Here is an 18,411-nt window from a genome sequence, read left to right on the forward strand (position 1 = left end):
ATGTCCTTCATCTTAAGTTATGCACTGCTATAGCCGGAAAGATGAAGGGCATATCTGCTTGTATCTCCTATAGAGGCTCATCCATGCGTAATTTCAGCTTAATTATTTTGGGGAATATCGCATTAGAAAGTTCAATGCCATTACTTTTTGCTGTTGGCGGGCTGGCCGGTCTGTATCTTGCTCCGCTTTCTTGGTTGGCAACATTGCCGATTGCGGTACAAATGGCTGCTGGTACTGTCTGTTCCATTCCATTTTCAAACTTAATGGCGCGCTACAGCCGTAGAGCTGGATTTATTCTGTCTGGTATCACAATGATATTGGGTGGATTTATTTCAGCGATTGCTATTTATTTATATAGTTTTATTCTTTTGCTCGGAGGGCATTTTTTGATTGGTATTTCTATGGTCGGTGTTAATTTCCTGCGGTATGCTGCTGCTGAAAGTGTTCCCAAAAACCGAGCTGCAACAGCAAGTTCTATATTGCTGGCTTCAGGAATAATTGGTGTCATCATTGGTAGCGAACTCTACGGACAAGGAAATAATCTGAGGTTTGAGCTTCCATTTGTCGGAATATATTTGATTATCTCTGCTATTGGCGGGTGTGCCGCTTTGGCTTTTAGCCAACTTAATGGAGGGTTTAGGTATTCAATTTATCAAATAGATTCTGATGTTAGTAAAACATCAGGATTTGCGTTCATTATTTCCAATCCCTCTTTATTTTTTGGAATTGTGGCAATGGTGCTGGGCCATGCAATTATGATTATAGTGATGTCAGCTGCCTCAATTGCTTCTGCCGGCTATGGGTTGGGAAATTCAGAAACCGGTATGTTAATTGGTGCTCATCTTGTCGCAATGTTCGCTCCCGGTATGATCACCGGTATGCTGATATCAAAAATGGGAGCAAATCGCATTATTTTGTTAGGAGCGATCCTGAATCTGGCTGGGTTCCTGACAGGACTCATCAGTGAAACAAAGATGATAATTCTTGGAGCTCCTCTCATTTTTGCTGGTTTAGGGTGGAACTTTATGTTTCTTGGGGGAACACATATCATCAACGGAATGTCTGATGGTATGGATAAAGTGCGTGTTCAAGGGGCAAGTGAAACTTTATTGGCCTTAGTATCAATGGTATTTGCGCTTGCATCTGGAGGGATCTACGAGTTACTTGGTTGGGTGGGGCTGATTTTTGTTGTGACAATAATGACGCTGCTGACTATAGCATTACTTTTTATTCATGCATATTTGATGCCGAATATCGTTGATAAATCTGTTTGATTTTTTATGCGGACATAGTTTTCTCACATTTATATTCAGCTGATGAGTTAATTTTGCTGAACATATGCGAACCAGAACGCATTTTTTATACTTTACGTCTGATTTATTTGCTTTTACTGGAAGAGTCTTTATATTCTTTGTACACCGAATAACCAGAAGGTATCATTACTTTCCCTGATAAGAAAAGGAGGTTTCTGATGTTTGTGCAGCGTTTCTTTAACGCTCGCTTATTTGGCGACAGAAGCTTGCTCAAGAGTTTGTGGCATACGCTGCGATAATCTCAGTTTGAGCGAAAAATTTTGATTACTGCTCTAAAGCAGTAAATTGATAGTTCGGATTATCTTCACTCAAGCTCGAAGAATTATTGTCAGCACCTGACAACGGTGTTTTACACCCAAAATTCTTGAGTTTATCTATGAGTACTTATTTATTTGCACAATCACTTTCTATTGCTTTTTCTTCGTCTTCTTTATTTGAGGACGTGACATTTACACTGAATAAAGGTGACAAGATAGGGCTTATTGGCCATAACGGCTGTGGCAAAAGCACCCTGATGAAATTACTTAGCGGTAATCTGGAAGATTACGGCGGTCAGATGACGGTTGCGAATCAGTGTGTACTGGCCTATGTCGAACAGCATCTCCCTTTATCTCTGCATGATGCGACGTTGATCGAAGCCATTGCCGAAAAAATTAAGGTTGATGAAATTTGGCGGGCTGAACTTCTGTTATCTGAACTGGGTTTTTCCCAACAGGATTGGCAGACACCTATCGGGAATCTCAGTGGCGGCCAGCATATGCGTTTGTTGCTTGGGCGTGCGGTGATCCAACAACCTGATTTATTGTTACTGGATGAGCCGAGTAACCATCTGGATTTAACCTCCCTTTTATGGCTGGAATCTTTTCTGATTCAGTGGAAAGGGTCGTTTGTTGTGGTGTCACATGACCAAACGTTGTTGGATAAGGTGACGAATACGACTTGGATAATGCGGGATAAAACCCTGCATCATTTTGGCATGGCTTGTTCGCAGGCAAGGCAGGCTCTGCTAGAGCGTGATCAGGCTGATCTACAACGTCATGCCAGCGAGCAAAAAGAGATAGACAGGCTGGAACAAAGTGCTGAACGGCTGGCGGTATGGGGAAAAGTTTATGACAACCCTGATCTTTCCCGTAAAGCGAAGACAATGCAAGCACGTAAGCAGCGCCTTGCTGAGCAGCAAACCAAACTGACACAGGGTACACCATGGAGGCTGACTCTACAGGGAGATTCATTACCGGCTAACCGGTTACTGAATATCGAACAAATGGCTGTCATGCCTTTAGGAACTGATGTTGTTCTGTTTAATGTGTTGTCAAAGCAGATCAAAAGTGGCGACAGAGTAGCTATTCTGGGTAATAACGGAAGTGGGAAATCCACGTTATTAAAAGCCTTGCATCAGGAGTATCTGGAAAAGACATTGCAGGATGTGGCTTACCATCCACAATGCCGGCTTGGTTACTACGATCAATCGCTGGAGCAGATTCAGGATGATGACACACTGAGCGATGCACTGCTTCGTTTTGCACCAACCATTGATGATCAGCGTAAACGGGCACTTATCAGTGCAGGTTTTGAATATAAACGACATCAACAGAAGGTGGCATCATTGAGTGGTGGTGAACGAGCCCGCTTATTATTCGTGGGCTTGACGCTGGCGCGTTATCACCTGTTGCTGCTTGATGAGCCGACTAACCATCTTGATTTGGAAGGCAAAGAAGAACTCTTTGACACTCTGAAAGAGTACAAAGGTGGGGCCTTGATTGTCAGTCATGACAGAAGTCTTATCGAACAAAGCTGTAATCGTTTTTGGCTGATTAACGATGGTGAATTAGCCGAATATCACAATGTTGAAGAGATCTATACTTTGCTTGAACGTGGGAATAGTCCATTTAAACCTCAACAGCAGTGTATTGATCGTAAACAACAAAAAACAACAGCATCGGGTTGGAATGAAGAAGTTTTGTTGCAACGTCTGATTGAGCTGGAGCGGCTTTTGCAGGAAGATTTAAACAGAAAATCGAAACACCAAAAGCCAGCTTTACAGGAAAAGTGGCGGCAGGAGATTGAAGTTATAAACAGACAGCTTTAATTGGCTGTATCTGACCGTCATTAATTTTGCTCTGATGGCGGTCAGATTATTTCAAACAAATTCTAAGCATCCAGAATGCGTAATATCAAAACTCTTACAGAAATTCGCTGAATTCATCGGCATTCGGTAGCTTTATAGTCTGTTTGAAACCCGCCAGTTTCACTTCCTGACGTGAGAGTTCGATATCTGAAGGCTGTAGCACTGAGTTACCGAAATTATAAATCACAGATTCTTCACCGCGGCAAATGGCCTGATCCTGCTGTTCACTAATTTCTTTCACTGGCTGATTAATATTGTGATAACTATTGATAGCTGCATTGCCATGCTTTTTCGCCAACATCTGCATTGTCTGTTGTGGGGATAAAACAACCGCACTGGCATTATTACCGCCAAAACCTTTTGAGTTAATAATTGTGGCACGCATATCATCGCCCTGTTCACCAGCAAACTTGTCCTGCATTAAGATATTCAGGTTGGAAGCGTGTACATCTTCAGCAATATGGTCGATTGTCTTAATACCGGGTATCCAGCCATATCGCCAAACCCCCAGTGTGTTAGCTAACTGATCACCGGCAGAAGCAGAGAAAGAGTGCCCGACATATGATTTAATAGCGGTAACATCCCAATGGCTGAGTCCAAAAACTTTCGCGACTTCATTGAGAATATGGCTTTCAGTCACTCTATTTTGGGGAGTTCCTGTACCATGTGCTTGAACGTAAGAGTGCTGTAATTTTCCGTCCAGAATGCTGTTAGTCAGAGACGCTGCTTTCATCATCGTAATATAGTTACCCACTCCCGGAGAAGAGATGGATTTCTTATTCGCATCGGCATTTACGAAAACATCAGGTACAGAACCAAGGATATTAGCACCACATTGCAGAGCAAGCTCATCACTCATTAGCAGTACGAACTGTGATGCCTCAGAAAGTGTCAGTCCGACATTAGTTGAGAATGGGCGGCAGGCACGACGGTTGTTAACCGTATCGGTTTTATCCAGTTTACATAACTGATGGTCTTCTGCCATAGCTCCCATAGCACTGAACCCTTCCAGAACTTCAGGAACAACAGGGGCTTCGGCACATCCAACTAAACAAATTTTAGCTTTCCCCTGCCTGATATCATTAACACCCTGTTTTAGGTTATACAGAAAACTGGCGCAGGCACCGATATTGGCAGATGTGCTTCCTATGCTATTGATAATATAACTGTTAATAAAAGCGGCTGGCATATCGGGTAAGGAAAGCGGCAACATTTTGGAACTGGCACGCAACCCATTCAGCCGATTACCGATTAATCCTGATAGTGAAAACTGATCCACCTGACCTACAGCACAGCTGGCATAAACAGAGATTTGATCGGGGTCTACCAATGCGGATATCTCAGACCATGACATCCCGATTGAGTTAAGTAAGTCTGAGGCTCCATATACAGTAAGACGCAAGCCGCGTGGGTGGTGATGGGCATGATATAAATCTCCCATTTCAAACCCTTCTGGTATTTGCCCGGAGCTGGATACAGAGAGTGAGGTATAAGCTGGCTGTAATAGCTGAACTGAGTTTTTATCAGAAGTAGTAATTATTTTATTAACTGGTACGTTATGTGGATCAAAAAGTGTTATTTTTCTAATGAGAGTGCCATTTTTCGCCTGTTCAATCTGGGAGGCTGTGACAGATCCAGTATCGCTAATAATCCCCATTCGATGGCATAAATCACTCCATGTGTCTTTCATTACTGTGTCATTAAGGCTGTCGTATACAATACGTTTATATCCGTGGAATCCAGAACTTCGTCCTGCCGCATTGATACCACCTAAACCAACAATTACAGGTAATTTACTCATTGTGAACTCCGAAAGGTTTTCTTTGCAGTTTAGCAATTGGTGTAAATTAATACTCTGATATATTGGTCATTAAAACTGAGAATATTGCCATTCGGCTTTATTGAAACTAAATATTAAATATTATATCCCCGTTATTTTTTAAGTTTTAGCTTTGTTGGCAGTATCCCGAAACTCCGTAAGGAATAGGTAAGAAGGGTACATGATGTCCGGAGACTGGGTATGAAAATAGCGTTTGTCTTATATGATAGAGCATTACAAAGCGGAATTACGTTTGCATCAGATATGCTGAATAGTGCCAGTAGCCTGAGAAGCCATACTGCGCAAAAAAAGCAGCCACTTTGTATGTCTGTTGTGGGAAGTGAGCAGAAAAAGCATCAACAGACACCGCAAATTATGTTACATACCCACCATACCTTTTCAGACCCCGTTGATTTTGATTTGGTTTTTTTGCCACCGATGTGGGGAAATCCATTTCCTGCAATGGGAAATAGAGAGGATATTTTTGCATGGTTACGCCGGCAAAAAGATAATAATGCAGTTATTGTTGCAACTGGCACAGGCGTATTCTGGCTGGCACAGGCGGGTTTACTGAACGGAAAAACAGCAACAACGCATTGGTCATTTTATGACAAGCTTATTTGTGGTTTCCCGGATGTTAAGGTTAATCGTAAAGCTGGCATTACTTATAATGATAATATTTATTGTGTCAGAAGTATTAATTCTCAAACGGAGTTGCTGGTTTACCTTATTTCGCAGTTCTTTGGTCTGAAAATTGCCAGAGTGATTGAGAAACATTTCATGCACGAAGTCTCTGACTTTCAGTCTGAGCCCTTCTTTCAGATGGGGGGGAATACACAATTTGATGAGGTGGTATCAATAGCTCAGAGTTATATTCAGAAAAATATAACTTCATCAATCACCATTAAGGAAATTGCCAACTATGTTGGGGTTTCTGAGAGAACGCTGACACGTAATTTCATGGCGCAGATTGGCGTTTCTCCGCATAAATACATGCTTAATTACCGTTTATCGACGGCAAAACAGTTGTTGAAAGACAATAACCTGAATTTATTGAATGTTGCACAATTAGTCGGATTCAGGGATCCCCATTATTTCAGTAAAGTGTTTGAGAAACATTTTGAATTGACGCCTGTAGCTTACCGTAACTTGGTAAAAGCAAAGGCGTTCCGTGCCGACTAGCTGCAAGACTGCTTTAGGCATTACATTATCTCAAAATGCCTTATTTTTTAGGCCAAGCCCCTGTAGACCGATTGCATTGAGTTCTGCGGAAGTAAAACGGTTCTTCCAGTTTTTTTCATAATGCTCCGGAGCAAAATCTGCCGGAGATATACCTTCGTCAAGTGCTGTTGCGACATGATGAGCATAGGCCAGATTTTTATCACATAACGGTGCCGCGGGAATATACATCACATTTCCCCAGCCCTGTTGATTTACGACAGGGGCAACGGAGTGAATCAGGTCACAATGCCACCAGACTGAATCACCGGCCTGTAGTGCCGGAATACTGCATAATCCTCGAATGAGATGAGGATGCCATTGCTCTGAGATAGGAAGCGCTTTACCGGGAACCACATCACACAACTCATCTTCGGGAACATCATTCAGCAGTGGGCGCAACAGGATATAGGCTATTGCTTCGGGAACAGGGACAACATGCAAAAGCCCCTGACCGGTCAATATGTCAGACAATGCCGTCCAACCCTGAAATGTTCTGAAAACAGAGCATCTTGTTTTATGATCGAATTCATTTACATCGGGGCGATAGGCGGCATCCCAGGGATCATATTCTGCAAATCGGTTAGTAAAAATATTTTGGAATACGTTTTGATAAGCAGGCAGTAACCAGCGTTCTAAAGAGCCAGAATCGATATGAGCTCCCAGCCCTTTGGAGTTAGTACCCGGAGGCTTGTGACGAATACGGTCAGGATAAATCATACTGACATTAGGATTAAACCAACTCACTCCGGTTGATTCAAATTTCCACAGATGATTCAGGAAAGATTGTGCCAGCGCCATTCTTTCACTTTGTCTGGCCTGCATCTGTGCCTGCGACCAGTAAATAGGATAAATTTCCGGACGGGATGTTTTAAGAGTGCCGAAGTAATTATCTTTTGGCCCTTGATAAATACGATCAAACTCATTGATATCAAGGTAATCAAGCATTGATTTATCCCACTCTATCGCCTGAGAGCGTGGAAAATTTTGCCTGATGACTAAACAGCCACGGCGCTTGATTTTCTGGATGGCTTCTTCTGATACTTTACCTTCAGCCAAATCATGCCAGTGTAGTTCAGGCCAGGCACTGCCGAGATTTTTTTCATCTTTTTTAGCTTCGGCCAACTCTTTTTTTATCTTGTCACATACCTGCAAAAATAACGCTTCCACATCCCCGATTTGCTTGCGCAGAATTGGTTTCATCTGGCGAATTTTTTCACGGTAATTATCAGGAACGCTGGTGGGATTTGAAAAGGTATTCATAGCAGCCTCCTTAGTATAAAAATCAATCTAACCTCGATCCATAATATAGCAATCAGGTTTTAGTCAATTTGTGATAAAAATTTTGAGGGAGCATTTAATATTTTGTTTTAATTGAATTATGAAAAATAGTTTAGTGCTTATTTGATAATGAAAAATATAGAAATTATTGCCCTGTAAATACTCAGGGCAATAATGAATCTAAAGGTATTAACCAGCGGGCGTATAGTAAATGGGCGAACCTGGGCCGACAGGCAAACCAAGAACAAAGACCCAGAGATAGAAGAATAGTGACCAACCCACCATAAATACCACGGAATAAGGTAGCATCATGGTGATCATTGTCCCGATACCGGCATCTTTTTTATATCTTACGGTAATTGCCATAATCAGTCCAAAGTAACTCATCATCGGGGTGATGATATTGGTGACAGAATCACCAATACGGTAAGCAGCCTGAATAGTTTCTGGAGCATAACCTGCCAGCATCAGCATAGGTACAAATATGGGGGCGGTTACGGCCCATTGTGCAGATGCTGAACCAATCATCAGATTAATAAAAGCACAAATCAGGATGAAGCAGATAAATAATAGGCCACCGTGTAGGTTAATTTCATTAAGGAAGTTTGCTCCTTTTACTGCAATAATTTGACCGATATTTGTCCAGCCAAAGAAGGCAACAAATTGGGAGGCGAAGAAAATAATAACCAGATATAAACCCAGATTACTCATGGATTGTGCCATGCCATCGACTACATCTTTATTGGATTTGATGGTTTTTGCGACATAGCCGTAGACAATGCCAGGCACAGCAAAGAAGATAAAAATAAAGACAACAATAGATTTCAGGAAGGGTGAATTGCCGACTAGCCCAGTTTCCTGATTACGTAATATACTGTTTTCCGGTATAACGTTCAGTGCCAAAATGACACTGAGAGCAGCAAACGTTAGTGAAGCGGCTATAAGCGCTTTCTTTTCCTGGGGAGTGATTTCAGCGGAACTTTTAAACGTACTTTCATCTTCATTCAGGGTATTTGTATATGGGCCTAATTGTGGTTCAACAATTTTTTCAGTCACCAAATAACCCAGAATAGAAATCAGGAAGGTGCTGGCAAACATGAAATACCAGTTAGCTTCAGCCCCAACAGTATAAGACGGATCGATGATCTGTGCCGCTTGCTGTGTAATTCCCGAAAGCAGAGGATCAACCGTTCCCAGTAATAGGTTGGCAGAATAACCGCCGGATACGCCGGCAAATGCTGCTGCCAGACCCGCAAGTGGGTGGCGCCCAAGGGAGTGGAAGATGATAGCGGCTAGTGGAATCAGTACCACATAACCCAGTTCGGAGGCAGTATTTGACATAATACCGGCAAACACAATGGCTAAAGTGGTTAATTTGGGTGGCGCTTTTACCACGACCAACCTCATCAGAGCAGACAGCAATCCTGAGCGTTCTGCAATACCGACACCAAGCATGGCAACTAACACTGTTCCCAAGGGAGCAAAGCCAGTAAAGTTTGTTACCAAATTAGAGAGAATTTTACGAATTCCATCTGCGTCAAGTAAGCTGACAATATGGATCACTCCATCTGCCGCCCGGCCTTTTACCCCTTCAGGGCGTGGATCAAGAACTGTGATGTCAAAATATTGCCCGATTGCTGAAGAGACTAACAAAATAGCAATCAGGATAATAAAAAGAATAACAGGATGAGGTAAAGCATTTCCTAGCCACTCCACTGTTCGTAGAAAGCGACTTCCGTTTTGTTTTTTAGTTAACATAGTTTCTCCTTCTAATACAGAGCAACGGAAGTTACATAATGTTTTGATTTTTTGCTATATAGTAAATATTCGAGTGTAGGATGGGGTATCAGGTAGTGTTTTATTTTGTTGTTGTTTTATTTTCTTTTTTTATCAATGTATTGATGATGGTAGATGGTATTTCCATGAAGGAAAATAGCCGTAAATAAGAATGATAATAAATTTCAGAAATGTGTTCTATATAGCATTTATGCCGTTGGGTTTATGAAAGGTCGCCGGTGTTTTTAGACTGATATTTTTAATTTTTCGATATAAGTATAGAGTGTTTTTTGTATTGATAATGAAACGATAACATAGTATTTATATTTAACTATGTTATCGTTTCATTTTTTAGATGGAAGGCCAAATGGATAAGTGATTTATTCAGAAAGCCATTCTATTTTGTATTTATATAAATAATATTTAAGGTTTCTATTGAAATAAAAAATGGAACAAATTTTTTTAAGATGGGCTATTGAATTTACTCGAATTAGATATTAATAGTGGCATCAGTAATAACCCCATCAATGCAGACGCCAACGTAATTAGAGCAAACATACCAGACCAGTCATAATGATTAATCACCTGACTCAATGGCCAGCCTGCGATAGCTGCACTCAGATAGGAATATAATCCGAGGTAGCCTGTAACAGTACCCGCAGCATTCTTATGACAATATTCTGTCGCTGCCAGCCCAATTAACATTTGTGGGCCGAAAACAAAAAAGCCAATACTAAAAATACAAGTAGCTAGTAAGGCACTATTTTGTATGGGGACTAGCCAAAGTGCTGTAACTGAAAAGAATAAGCCCAGAGAAAATAATAAAATCATAGGAGCTCGCTGGCTACGAAAAAGTAAGTCTGATCCCCATCCTGAGCAGAGTGCTCCCAATAATCCTCCTAATTCAAATAATGAGAGAATCGTATTTGTGTTGAGTAAATCAGAACCATGTTTTTCTATTAGCCAAAGACTTCCCCAGTCATGTATTGCTGTTCTGATGAAATAGATCAGAATATAGGAAATACCAAGCAACCAGATAATGCGATTAAACACAATTGTTTCTTTTAAAATTTTTATCATTGGCATTGGTGGGGATAGTTGCTCTTGCCTCAGTTCCAGATGATCTTGTCGCCAACTCCCGATACTGGGTAATCCATGCTCTTGCGGAGTTCCACGTAATTGCTGGCATAGCCAAATTCCAAGTAATATACTAATGACTCCGGGAAGCAGCAATGCTGCCTTCCAACTATATAGTGTCGCTAATAGCGTTGATAATAGCGTCAGGAGGATCCCGCTTATATTAATTGAAATATTCCAACATCCCCACCAGAATCCCCGTTCGTTACGAGAATACCAGTAAGTTAGTAAGCGAGCACATGGAGGCCAGCCCCAGCCCTGAAAAAAACCATTCAGTGTCCAGATAATTAATATGGCCGACAATGAAGAACAAAATGCAAGGGCAACATTAAGTACTCCGGTTATTAATAATCCTACGCCCATAAACCAGCGATAGCCTGTGCGATCATGGAAAATTCCGGATATAAATTTTGAAACTCCGTAAGCAAGATAAAATAGGCTGGCGATCCAGCCAATATCATTTTTATCTAATACTAGCTCTATTTGCATTGCTGGCATAACAACATTTAAACTTCTGCGTGTAAGCTGAAATGTAGCATAACCAATCAATATTGATAGCAATAAATGAACTCGCCAATAACGATATTCTTGTGAGACCCAGCTATTGCTATCGGCTAGCATAATAATATTTCTCCATGAAAGTAACTTTTTATTGATAAATAACTCATCTCATTTTTAAATTTGATTTTTTACATGTTATTACATGTAAAAAATCAATCTGATGGTTTAATGTTCTCATGATAATTTATGGGCAAGTTAATCACAATATGTGTTCCTTTTTGTGATTTTAATAACCAGTTTCCACCAAGTATCTGAACTCGCTCTTCAATGCCTTTTAATCCAAAACCTGCATTTTTATTTCCTTCAGTGATTCCGACTCCATTGTCACTTATACGAAGTTTAATAAACTTCCCTTTTTGTTTTAATGTAATAATTATTATATCAGCACCCGAATGCTTATTTATATTATTTAGAAGCTCTTGAATGAATCTATATAGAGTCAAAATGATAGTGCTATCTTGAGGTTCATGTGATAATTGATAATTGAACTGACAGGCAATATTCCTCTCTTCGAAAGCAAACTCATTTACCAGATGGCAAATTGCCTGTTCAAATGACATTTCATCCAAGACAGGAGGGCGTAATTCGCGAAGAAGTTGGCGGGTCGAGTGGTGTATTTTCTGAGCAATGGATTTAATCTGATCAGCGGCTTTTATTGTTAACGGAGAATTTGCTGTTCGTTTCACTAAGGTAGATTGAATTTGAATTGCAGTAATATTTTGTCCAATTTCATCATGTAATTCTCTGGCAATATTTTTACGAATGTTTTCTTCGATATGGACTATCTTTTGCATTAGAATTTGTCGTGCAGCTAATTCCTGTTCCAGTTGTGTGCGATAACGATTGAGATTTTCTGTTAATCGCTGTTGATGGATAAGATTGCCAGCTAATTGCTGTTGACGGCTGATGGCAATACCAAGTCCTATACCCAATAGAGCTTGTGTTGTTAAGAAAATTTCCAGTTCCTGTAGTTCACTGAAAGAGCCACTGAAGTGGCGAGCAGATGTTACTATCAGGCTGCCTAATAAAGCGGAGAAAACTCCTCCTTGCCAGCCGTAACGATAGGCCATAAATACATTAGGAATAAAGACTAAAATTGACAGAATTCCTTCAATTTTAGGTGATAAAAAGAATTGACCACTTACACCAAGTAAGCTGAATAGGAAACACCACATCAGTAATGATGTATGTAATTGTGGATAAGAGGAGTTATCAGTAATATTTTTCCTTTTAAGGTTTTGCTCGTATAAATAGATATATATAAGATAAATAAAAGGAGATAGAAGAACCCCACCTGTTAGCGATGTGAGAAAAATGAGGTTAGCCTTACTGGGTAATAAAAAAATTAAGAAAAGGGTCTGTAAAAGGCTATTGGCTATTACGCCAGATAATAATATAGATATTTGTTGCCAATAAAGAGAATAGTTTTTCCATATCTTTTTTACAATGATGATTGTAGCCAAGCTGATAAATGGAGAGAGTAATATACTTATGTTCGTAATAAGTTGCTCATGATAGAACCACATTAATATGCTGATTTCACTTATAATAAGAATAGCGATATAACGTCGCCATAATAAAATCATTAATACCAGCCTCAGTCCCTGAGGTAAAAATAGTGCCGCCTGTTGCCCATTTTTACTCAGATAAAAACTGATTATCCATAGAGAGATCCAGGTAAATGAGTAAAAAATCAGTAGAAACAGAGCTTGCAAGCTAAAGCGTATTTTACAATTCATTCACTAACCCGCAATAATCTGATTTTTTAATGCGTAATGGACGAGCTCAATGGTGGAGTCACACTGTAATTTACTGAGAATATTTGCGCGGTGGACATGGACAGTTTTAGGGCTCAGTTTAAGTTGTTCTGCGATACTTTTGGCATTCATCCCATTGATTAAAAGATTAAAAATTTCTCGTTCTCGGGGGGTTAGTACTTGTAGTACATCCAATTCTTGTGGCTTTTGGCGTAATGCCTTCATTGCATCAGCACAAAGGTAAATTTCTCCCTTATGGACTGTACGTACGGCCTGCACGAGTTCTTCTGCTCCACAGCATTTTGTCAGATAGCCACGAGCTCCCGAATCAAGCGCAGTTTGCACAAGAGCAGCCGTATCATAAATACTAAGCATAATAGTACGAAAATTGGGCTTTTGGGGACGTAGCCGTGCAAGGAGCTGCAAACCATTTTCATGTGGCATGGCGATATCCATGATGACAATATCAATTTTCTTTTTCAGCAGCGCGGGCCATGCTTCTATACTATTGCTGTATTGTCCTACTATTGTAATATCATCTTCAAGTGTCAGTAGTTGGGCAAACCCTGAACGAACTACAACATGATCATCAATAAGTGCAACTTTTATCTTCATTTTTCGTTATAGGGTATTTATTATAAATTATTTATATATCATGATGTTCATGAAAAAAAATTAGTGCAACTAAATGCGTTAAATTTGCAATGAAGATAACAAATTAGATTGTTATTCTGGTTAATTACATTGTTTTTAATTTATGTTGGTTATTATTTCTTTTTTTATTTATCTGTTTTTTTGATGTTATCTGTCATTAAATTAACCTGAATATATAAAATAAGAATGGGTTTTTATTAGATTATTTATTCCACAATCCGGGAAGGCTGAATATACTACGAATAGCGGTGTTTTCTTTATCTAATAATAAAAATAAATTTGTTATTTGTTGATATAAAAGGAATTTTATATGTTATTTAAATAACGCGATATTATAGTGGCTATTTTCTTATATATAGTGAATTATAAACAGTAGTTTCATTTCATACTAATATTTCTTCATGTAAAAACAAGGTTGGCTAAATGAAAGCACTTATCGTAATTGACATGTTGAATGATTTTGTAACTGGCGCTCTCGCAAATGAAGCGAATGTAATTCCCATTGTTCCTGTAATACAGAAAATGCTTAATCATGCTAGAACTAATCCTGATTGGTTAGTTGTGTATGCCAATGATTCACATTGGGAAGATGACCGGGAGATAGCTATTTGGGGTAGGCATGCCATGAGGGGGACATCTGGTGCTGATGTTATTGATGCTCTGGCTCCCATCGGAGCAAAGCGTGAAATCGTCTCCCCTAAACGGTTTTATGGTGCTTTTGATGGTACAAATCTTGGCGCTATTTTCGAACAATATGGTGTGACAGAAGTGGTATTGACTGGCCAGCATACCGATTGTTGCGTTCGGCACACAGCTTATGGCGCATTTGTTCGTGGCTATGGTATTAAAGTATTATCTGATGCTGTTTATGTTTTTCTGCAAGCAGATCAGAATGAAGCACTTAATTATCTTAAATCAATTTATGGTGTTGAAATTACAACAAGTACAGAGCTTGGTGTATATTCGTGATAACTATTTGATGAATTAAACCCTTTATATTTGGATTAACTTTTCATATTTCAGATTGAGATTTTATTGGCTGGATAACTGGAAATACAATGGGCATGAAACGAATAATATGACTGGCAGATATTTTATCTGCCAGTAAATTTACTGAAACGAAAGGATAATATTTAAATCTCTGGTAAATTACGACCGTAGTAGATTTCCTGTATCTCTTTTTTAAGCAGGTGGATAATTTCCTGCTTTTCTGTTTCGTTTAACTCTTCAGCTGTGGTATTGAATAAATATTCATTCAGATCAAATTTTTTCAGCATCATTTTGGTATGAAAAAGATTTTCCTGAAAAATATTCACATCCATCATATGGTATTGAGACTGGATCTCTTCAGTCACGTAATTTTGAATGGAGCTAATCTCGTGATCGATATACAGTTTTACTCCGTTAATATCCCGGGTAAAACCGCGAACACGGTAATCCATTGTTACAATGTCAGATTCCAATTCATGGATCAGATAATTAAGTGCCTTAAGGGGTGAAATTACACCACAAGTAGAGACTTCAATATCTGCCCTGAATGTGCATATGCCGCCATCAGGATGGCTTTCCGGATAGGTATGTACACAGATATGGCTCTTATCCAGATGGGCGACGACAGAATCAGGAAGAGGCCCCGGGTTTTCTGTATTATCCACCAGTTTGGGATCTACGGGTTCTTCACTAATCAGAATGGTTACGCTTGCCCCTTGAGGGTCATAGTCTTGACGGGCAATATTAAGAATGTTTGCACCAATGATTGAACAGGTTTCACTGAGGATTTCAGTTAAGCGGTTTGCATTGTACTGTTCATCAATGTACGCGATATAACTGTCGCGATCGGCTTTCGTTTTTGCATAACAAATATCGTAAATACAGAAACTTAAGCTTTTTGTGAGATTGTTAAAGCCGTGCAATTTCAGTTTACGCAATTTACTTCACCTCCCGGCATGGGTGACTATTGGTTTCCAGATAGAGAATCCAGCAAATACTGTGGCAGGGCAAAGCTACCTGCATGTATGGCTGGGGTATAGTAACGACAGGTTATCGCCGCATTATCGAAACGCTGTTGCAGGATTTCCAGAGGCGTCTGACGTAGGGCTGGGTTTTGTGTTGCCCATGCAAACGTCATGATCCCGCCGTAATAAGTAGGAATAGCGGCCTGATAAAAACTGCTGTCAGCAAAATAGTGGTTCAGTTTTTTGTGGCTGGTAATGGCTTCGTCTTGTTGCAGGAAACAAACACCATTCTGGGCGACAAAAACGCCTCCTTCATTCAGGCAGCGAGCACAGCCTTCATAAAATTCAGATGTGAATAAACTTTCGCCGGGTCCTTCTGGATCGGTACAATCGGAGATGATGACATCAAACTTATCAGAAGTTGTATTGACAAAGTTGACGCCATCATCAATAACAAGTTTGAAACGGGGATCATCGTACGCCCCTGCATTATGGTTTGGTAAGTATTGGCGGCAGAATTCGATAACTCCGGCATCAATTTCTACCATAGTGATGTTTTCGAGATATTGATGGCGGCAAACTTCACGCAACATGCCACCATCTCCACCACCGATAATCAAAACGCGTTTGGCATTTCCATGAGCAAATAGTGGTACATGGGCCATCATTTCGTGATAAATAAACTCATCGCGTTCAGTCGTTTGTACTACGCCATCAAGAGCCATAATGCGACCCAGTTCCGCATTTTCAAAAATAATGAGATCCTGATGCTCGGTTTTATTGTGATAGAGCACATTTTCAACCGTGAAATACTGACCAAAATTGGTATGTAATGTTTCATACCAAGTGTTTTTCTGTGACATCTATTGGTATTCCCCCATTGTGGTCCCCATAATTATGAGGCGCACATAATAGCCAACAACAGAATTAGTTGCACTGTGATATTTGCCAGAGAGTGACAATAAAATTATTTTACATAAGCAAGCAGGCTGAGGGAGCGGCGTGCAAGAGAGCGGCATTTTACCCCATGAGGAAGGTCGATTCCCTTCAGATCGTTGTAGCCCTGTTGATTCAGTTCCTCCATTAACTGACCATCATAATTCCCGAGATCCCATTTATTACGCTGGGCAAAATAGACAACCGTACGTCTGATTTCTCTATCTGGGATCTGGCTATAGCCACAATCATATTTTAGGTAGATGTAAACTGCTGTGAGATCAGCAAGATCTTCCGCTTCACTTTCGGACAAAGCTTTCACAGGTTGTGTGAAACCAAATAGAACCAGGGCGTAAGCCAATAATGCAAATTTTCTCATAGTTCCTATTATATTGATTTTCTACTGTTTTGCCTAAGTTAACATATTAATATATTCATTAGCCAAACTTTATTTCCCTGAATTGGGGAAAATCTCGTGGAGATGAAATTCAAATCATATGCGAAGTTGATGAATAATGGGTGTTTGTCGGTAACAAGAAAAATCAATCAAGATATTTTCGAGCGAAATTTCTCTGCTAACGCGATAGGCCCCAATTTATACTAAGGCAATTCCGGAAGCAAAATCATGTGTATTATTATCCGTTACCGGTCCTAAAATTTACTCTGATATATCATCTATGTCGATCATTTTTCCAGTGATGATGAGTCAGATGTGAGCAGTTTTAATTGCTTGATTTTAGGCACCACAGGATCAACCATAGTTCTACAGCTTGTAGATAAAAGAGCAGATAGTATTACATCAATGATATTGATAATTTTTTGAAGCAGGTGAAGCACCATATAATTAGTAAATCTTTTACTTACAGCCACTTACCTGCTCATCGCCGAGGAAAATCCCATCGATATTAAACAGTTATTTTATTTAATCGCATTAGATAAAACTCAGCACTTTGGACAAGCGGCAGAAATGTGTCATGTCACTCAGCCAACGCTCTCTATGCGACTAAGGAATCTTGAAAAAGAGCTTGATGTTATTTTGATAAAACGAAGCTCGCGCTTTGAAGGATTTACAGAAGAAGGTGAAAAAATATTAAAGTGGGCTAAAACTATGCAGTCAGCCTATGAAGGGCTACAGGCAGAAGCAGCTAATTTTCGCCAGCAATTGTTAGGCCAGCTTCGTATTGGCATTGTTCCTCTGACTAATATTGAGCCAATGCTAATGTTACAACATCTTTCTGAAACATTTACTGAAATACGCTTTCAAGTAAGTTCGGGCCACAGTGAAAAAATTATTGATGATCTTAATAGTAACCGTTTAGATATTGGTATTTGTTATCTGGAAAAGGCGGATACTCATCAACATGATATTTATTCCCTGAAGAAAACAAAGCTCGGGCTTTTATTTAACCGAACACAATTTACTCCTGCCACACCAACAGTCACGTGGGAAATGGTAGCAACATTACCACTGGCACTTATCAGTCAGGCGAATTATTTTCGCCAATCGATCGATCTTGCTTTTCAGCGTTATAATCTTCAACCTAAAATAATTCTTGAAAGTGATTCTACACTGCATCTTATTCAGTCAGTCAATTCTGGCTTTTGTGCCTCTATCATTCCTATTACTAAAAAAATGGAAAAACTAAGTGATAATATCGATATTATTCCAATAGAGGATGCTGTTATTAATGCTTCACTTGGTATATTGATCCGCCGAGAAGAGCCTCGTTCGGTATTAATTGAAACCTGCTTTGCTAATATGTGCGACTATGTAGAAAAGATAAACATTTAGGAATGTAAATATTATTTTACCTTAGAAGATAATAAATAGTTAAGCTCACGAGAATAATAGTCGCACAATAATACGTGCGACTAT

General features: G+C 39.8%; 16 protein-coding genes. 5 read left to right on the forward strand and 11 right to left on the reverse strand.

The features are described from left to right. Positions 1–67: 67 nt before the first annotated feature. A complete protein-coding gene (locus AACS92_RS06015) occupies positions 68–247 on the reverse strand; it encodes a hypothetical protein (RefSeq protein ID WP_339373545.1) in 180 nt (59 codons plus the stop codon). On the opposite strand from AACS92_RS06015, the gene AACS92_RS06020 reads away from it, so the two are divergent. Both AACS92_RS06020 and AACS92_RS06025 read left to right on the forward strand, forming a co-directional pair. Beyond that, positions 222–1,274 (forward strand): hypothetical protein, encoded by a 1,053-nt coding sequence (locus AACS92_RS06020; RefSeq protein ID WP_339373546.1) that lies wholly within the window; start codon positions 222–224, stop codon positions 1,272–1,274. The two genes, AACS92_RS06015 and AACS92_RS06020, sit on opposite strands and share 26 nt — an antisense overlap. A 415-nt stretch (positions 1,275–1,689) precedes the next feature. Continuing rightward, complete coding sequence (locus AACS92_RS06025; protein ID WP_099110438.1) at positions 1,690–3,402, forward strand: ABC-F family ATP-binding cassette domain-containing protein; 1,713 nt, start codon at positions 1,690–1,692, stop codon at positions 3,400–3,402. 94 nt (positions 3,403–3,496) lie between these two features. On the opposite strand, the gene AACS92_RS06030 is transcribed toward AACS92_RS06025, so the two are convergent. Then, a complete protein-coding gene (locus AACS92_RS06030; RefSeq protein ID WP_099110439.1) occupies positions 3,497–5,242 on the reverse strand; it encodes a beta-ketoacyl synthase in 1,746 nt (581 codons plus the stop codon). A 219-nt stretch (positions 5,243–5,461) separates the two neighbouring features. Between AACS92_RS06030 and AACS92_RS06035 the strand changes: the two genes are divergently transcribed. Continuing rightward, on the forward strand, positions 5,462–6,442 hold the full coding sequence (locus AACS92_RS06035; RefSeq protein WP_099110440.1) for a GlxA family transcriptional regulator: 981 nt from the start codon (positions 5,462–5,464) through the stop codon (positions 6,440–6,442). Positions 6,443–6,472: 30 nt separating this feature from the next. Here the strand turns inward: AACS92_RS06035 and AACS92_RS06040 are convergent, their stop codons facing one another. The 5 genes from AACS92_RS06040 to AACS92_RS06060 form a co-directional block, all read right to left on the reverse strand. Continuing rightward, on the reverse strand, positions 6,473–7,741 hold the full coding sequence (locus AACS92_RS06040; RefSeq protein WP_099110442.1) for a YbiU family protein: 1,269 nt from the start codon (positions 7,739–7,741) through the stop codon (positions 6,473–6,475). A gap of 207 nt (positions 7,742–7,948) precedes the next feature. Beyond that, positions 7,949–9,517 (reverse strand): AbgT family transporter, encoded by a 1,569-nt coding sequence (locus AACS92_RS06045; RefSeq protein WP_099110443.1) that lies wholly within the window; start codon positions 9,515–9,517, stop codon positions 7,949–7,951. 480 nt (positions 9,518–9,997) lie between these two features. Next, positions 9,998–11,293, reverse strand: a complete 1,296-nt coding sequence (uhpC, locus tag AACS92_RS06050; protein ID WP_099110444.1) for an MFS transporter family glucose-6-phosphate receptor UhpC — start codon at positions 11,291–11,293, stop codon at positions 9,998–10,000. 92 nt (positions 11,294–11,385) lie between these two features. After that, entirely contained in the window at positions 11,386–12,972 is a 1,587-nt protein-coding gene (locus AACS92_RS06055) for an MASE1 domain-containing sensor histidine kinase (protein WP_099110446.1), read from the reverse strand. Positions 12,973–12,975: 3 nt separating this feature from the next. Then, positions 12,976–13,605, reverse strand: a complete 630-nt coding sequence (locus AACS92_RS06060) for a response regulator transcription factor (RefSeq protein ID WP_099110447.1) — start codon at positions 13,603–13,605, stop codon at positions 12,976–12,978. 462 nt (positions 13,606–14,067) lie between these two features. On the opposite strand from AACS92_RS06060, the gene AACS92_RS06065 reads away from it, so the two are divergent. After that, the gene (locus AACS92_RS06065) at positions 14,068–14,613 is read left to right on the forward strand and encodes a cysteine hydrolase family protein (RefSeq protein WP_099110448.1); all 546 of its coding nucleotides are present in this window, start codon (positions 14,068–14,070) and stop codon (positions 14,611–14,613) included. Positions 14,614–14,777: 164 nt separating this feature from the next. Here the strand turns inward: AACS92_RS06065 and speD are convergent, their stop codons facing one another. From speD to AACS92_RS06085, 4 genes are all read right to left on the reverse strand, one after another. Next, positions 14,778–15,572 carry an adenosylmethionine decarboxylase gene (speD, locus tag AACS92_RS06070; protein ID WP_099110449.1) on the reverse strand — a complete coding sequence of 265 codons (795 nt, stop codon included), beginning with the start codon at positions 15,570–15,572 and terminating at the stop codon, positions 14,778–14,780. A 26-nt stretch (positions 15,573–15,598) separates the two neighbouring features. Next, positions 15,599–16,462: a polyamine aminopropyltransferase gene (speE, locus tag AACS92_RS06075; protein WP_099110451.1), complete on the reverse strand. Its 864-nt coding sequence runs from the start codon at positions 16,460–16,462 to the stop codon at positions 15,599–15,601. Positions 16,463–16,566: 104 nt separating this feature from the next. Further along, positions 16,567–16,914, reverse strand: coding sequence for a YacC family pilotin-like protein (locus AACS92_RS06080; protein WP_099110452.1), 348 nt, complete (start codon positions 16,912–16,914; stop codon positions 16,567–16,569). A 305-nt stretch (positions 16,915–17,219) separates the two neighbouring features. Then, a complete protein-coding gene (locus AACS92_RS06085) occupies positions 17,220–17,405 on the reverse strand; it encodes a hypothetical protein (protein WP_153044771.1) in 186 nt (61 codons plus the stop codon). Between the two features lie 34 nt (positions 17,406–17,439). Between AACS92_RS06085 and AACS92_RS06090 the strand changes: the two genes are divergently transcribed. Beyond that, positions 17,440–18,327 (forward strand): LysR family transcriptional regulator, encoded by an 888-nt coding sequence (locus tag AACS92_RS06090; RefSeq protein WP_255398517.1) that lies wholly within the window; start codon positions 17,440–17,442, stop codon positions 18,325–18,327. The last annotated feature ends 84 nt before the right edge of the window (positions 18,328–18,411 follow it).

Origin of the sequence: Xenorhabdus sp. KJ12.1, from assembly GCF_963876495.1 — a bacterium.
Taxonomy (GTDB): Bacteria; Pseudomonadota; Gammaproteobacteria; order Enterobacterales; family Enterobacteriaceae; genus Xenorhabdus; species Xenorhabdus stockiae.

What these genes read in the sequence shown, in the direction of transcription:
- AACS92_RS06060 (WP_099110447.1), bottom strand. Translation starts at nt 13,605, where the DNA reads ATGAAGATAAAAGTTGCACTTATTGATGATCATGTTGTAGTTCGTTCA.
- AACS92_RS06020 (WP_339373546.1), top strand. Translation starts at nt 222, where the DNA reads ATGGCTGCTGGTACTGTCTGTTCCATTCCATTTTCAAACTTAATGGCG.
- AACS92_RS06035 (WP_099110440.1), top strand. Translation starts at nt 5,462, where the DNA reads ATGAAAATAGCGTTTGTCTTATATGATAGAGCATTACAAAGCGGAATT.
- speE (WP_099110451.1), bottom strand. Translation starts at nt 16,462, where the DNA reads ATGTCACAGAAAAACACTTGGTATGAAACATTACATACCAATTTTGGT.
- AACS92_RS06080 (WP_099110452.1), bottom strand. Translation starts at nt 16,914, where the DNA reads ATGAGAAAATTTGCATTATTGGCTTACGCCCTGGTTCTATTTGGTTTC.
- AACS92_RS06065 (WP_099110448.1), top strand. Translation starts at nt 14,068, where the DNA reads ATGAAAGCACTTATCGTAATTGACATGTTGAATGATTTTGTAACTGGC.
- AACS92_RS06015 (WP_339373545.1), bottom strand. Translation starts at nt 247, where the DNA reads ATGGAACAGACAGTACCAGCAGCCATTTGTACCGCAATCGGCAATGTT.
- AACS92_RS06055 (WP_099110446.1), bottom strand. Translation starts at nt 12,972, where the DNA reads ATGAATTGTAAAATACGCTTTAGCTTGCAAGCTCTGTTTCTACTGATT.
- uhpC (WP_099110444.1), bottom strand. Translation starts at nt 11,293, where the DNA reads ATGCTAGCCGATAGCAATAGCTGGGTCTCACAAGAATATCGTTATTGG.
- AACS92_RS06030 (WP_099110439.1), bottom strand. Translation starts at nt 5,242, where the DNA reads ATGAGTAAATTACCTGTAATTGTTGGTTTAGGTGGTATCAATGCGGCA.
- AACS92_RS06025 (WP_099110438.1), top strand. Translation starts at nt 1,690, where the DNA reads ATGAGTACTTATTTATTTGCACAATCACTTTCTATTGCTTTTTCTTCG.
- AACS92_RS06045 (WP_099110443.1), bottom strand. Translation starts at nt 9,517, where the DNA reads ATGTTAACTAAAAAACAAAACGGAAGTCGCTTTCTACGAACAGTGGAG.
- AACS92_RS06040 (WP_099110442.1), bottom strand. Translation starts at nt 7,741, where the DNA reads ATGAATACCTTTTCAAATCCCACCAGCGTTCCTGATAATTACCGTGAA.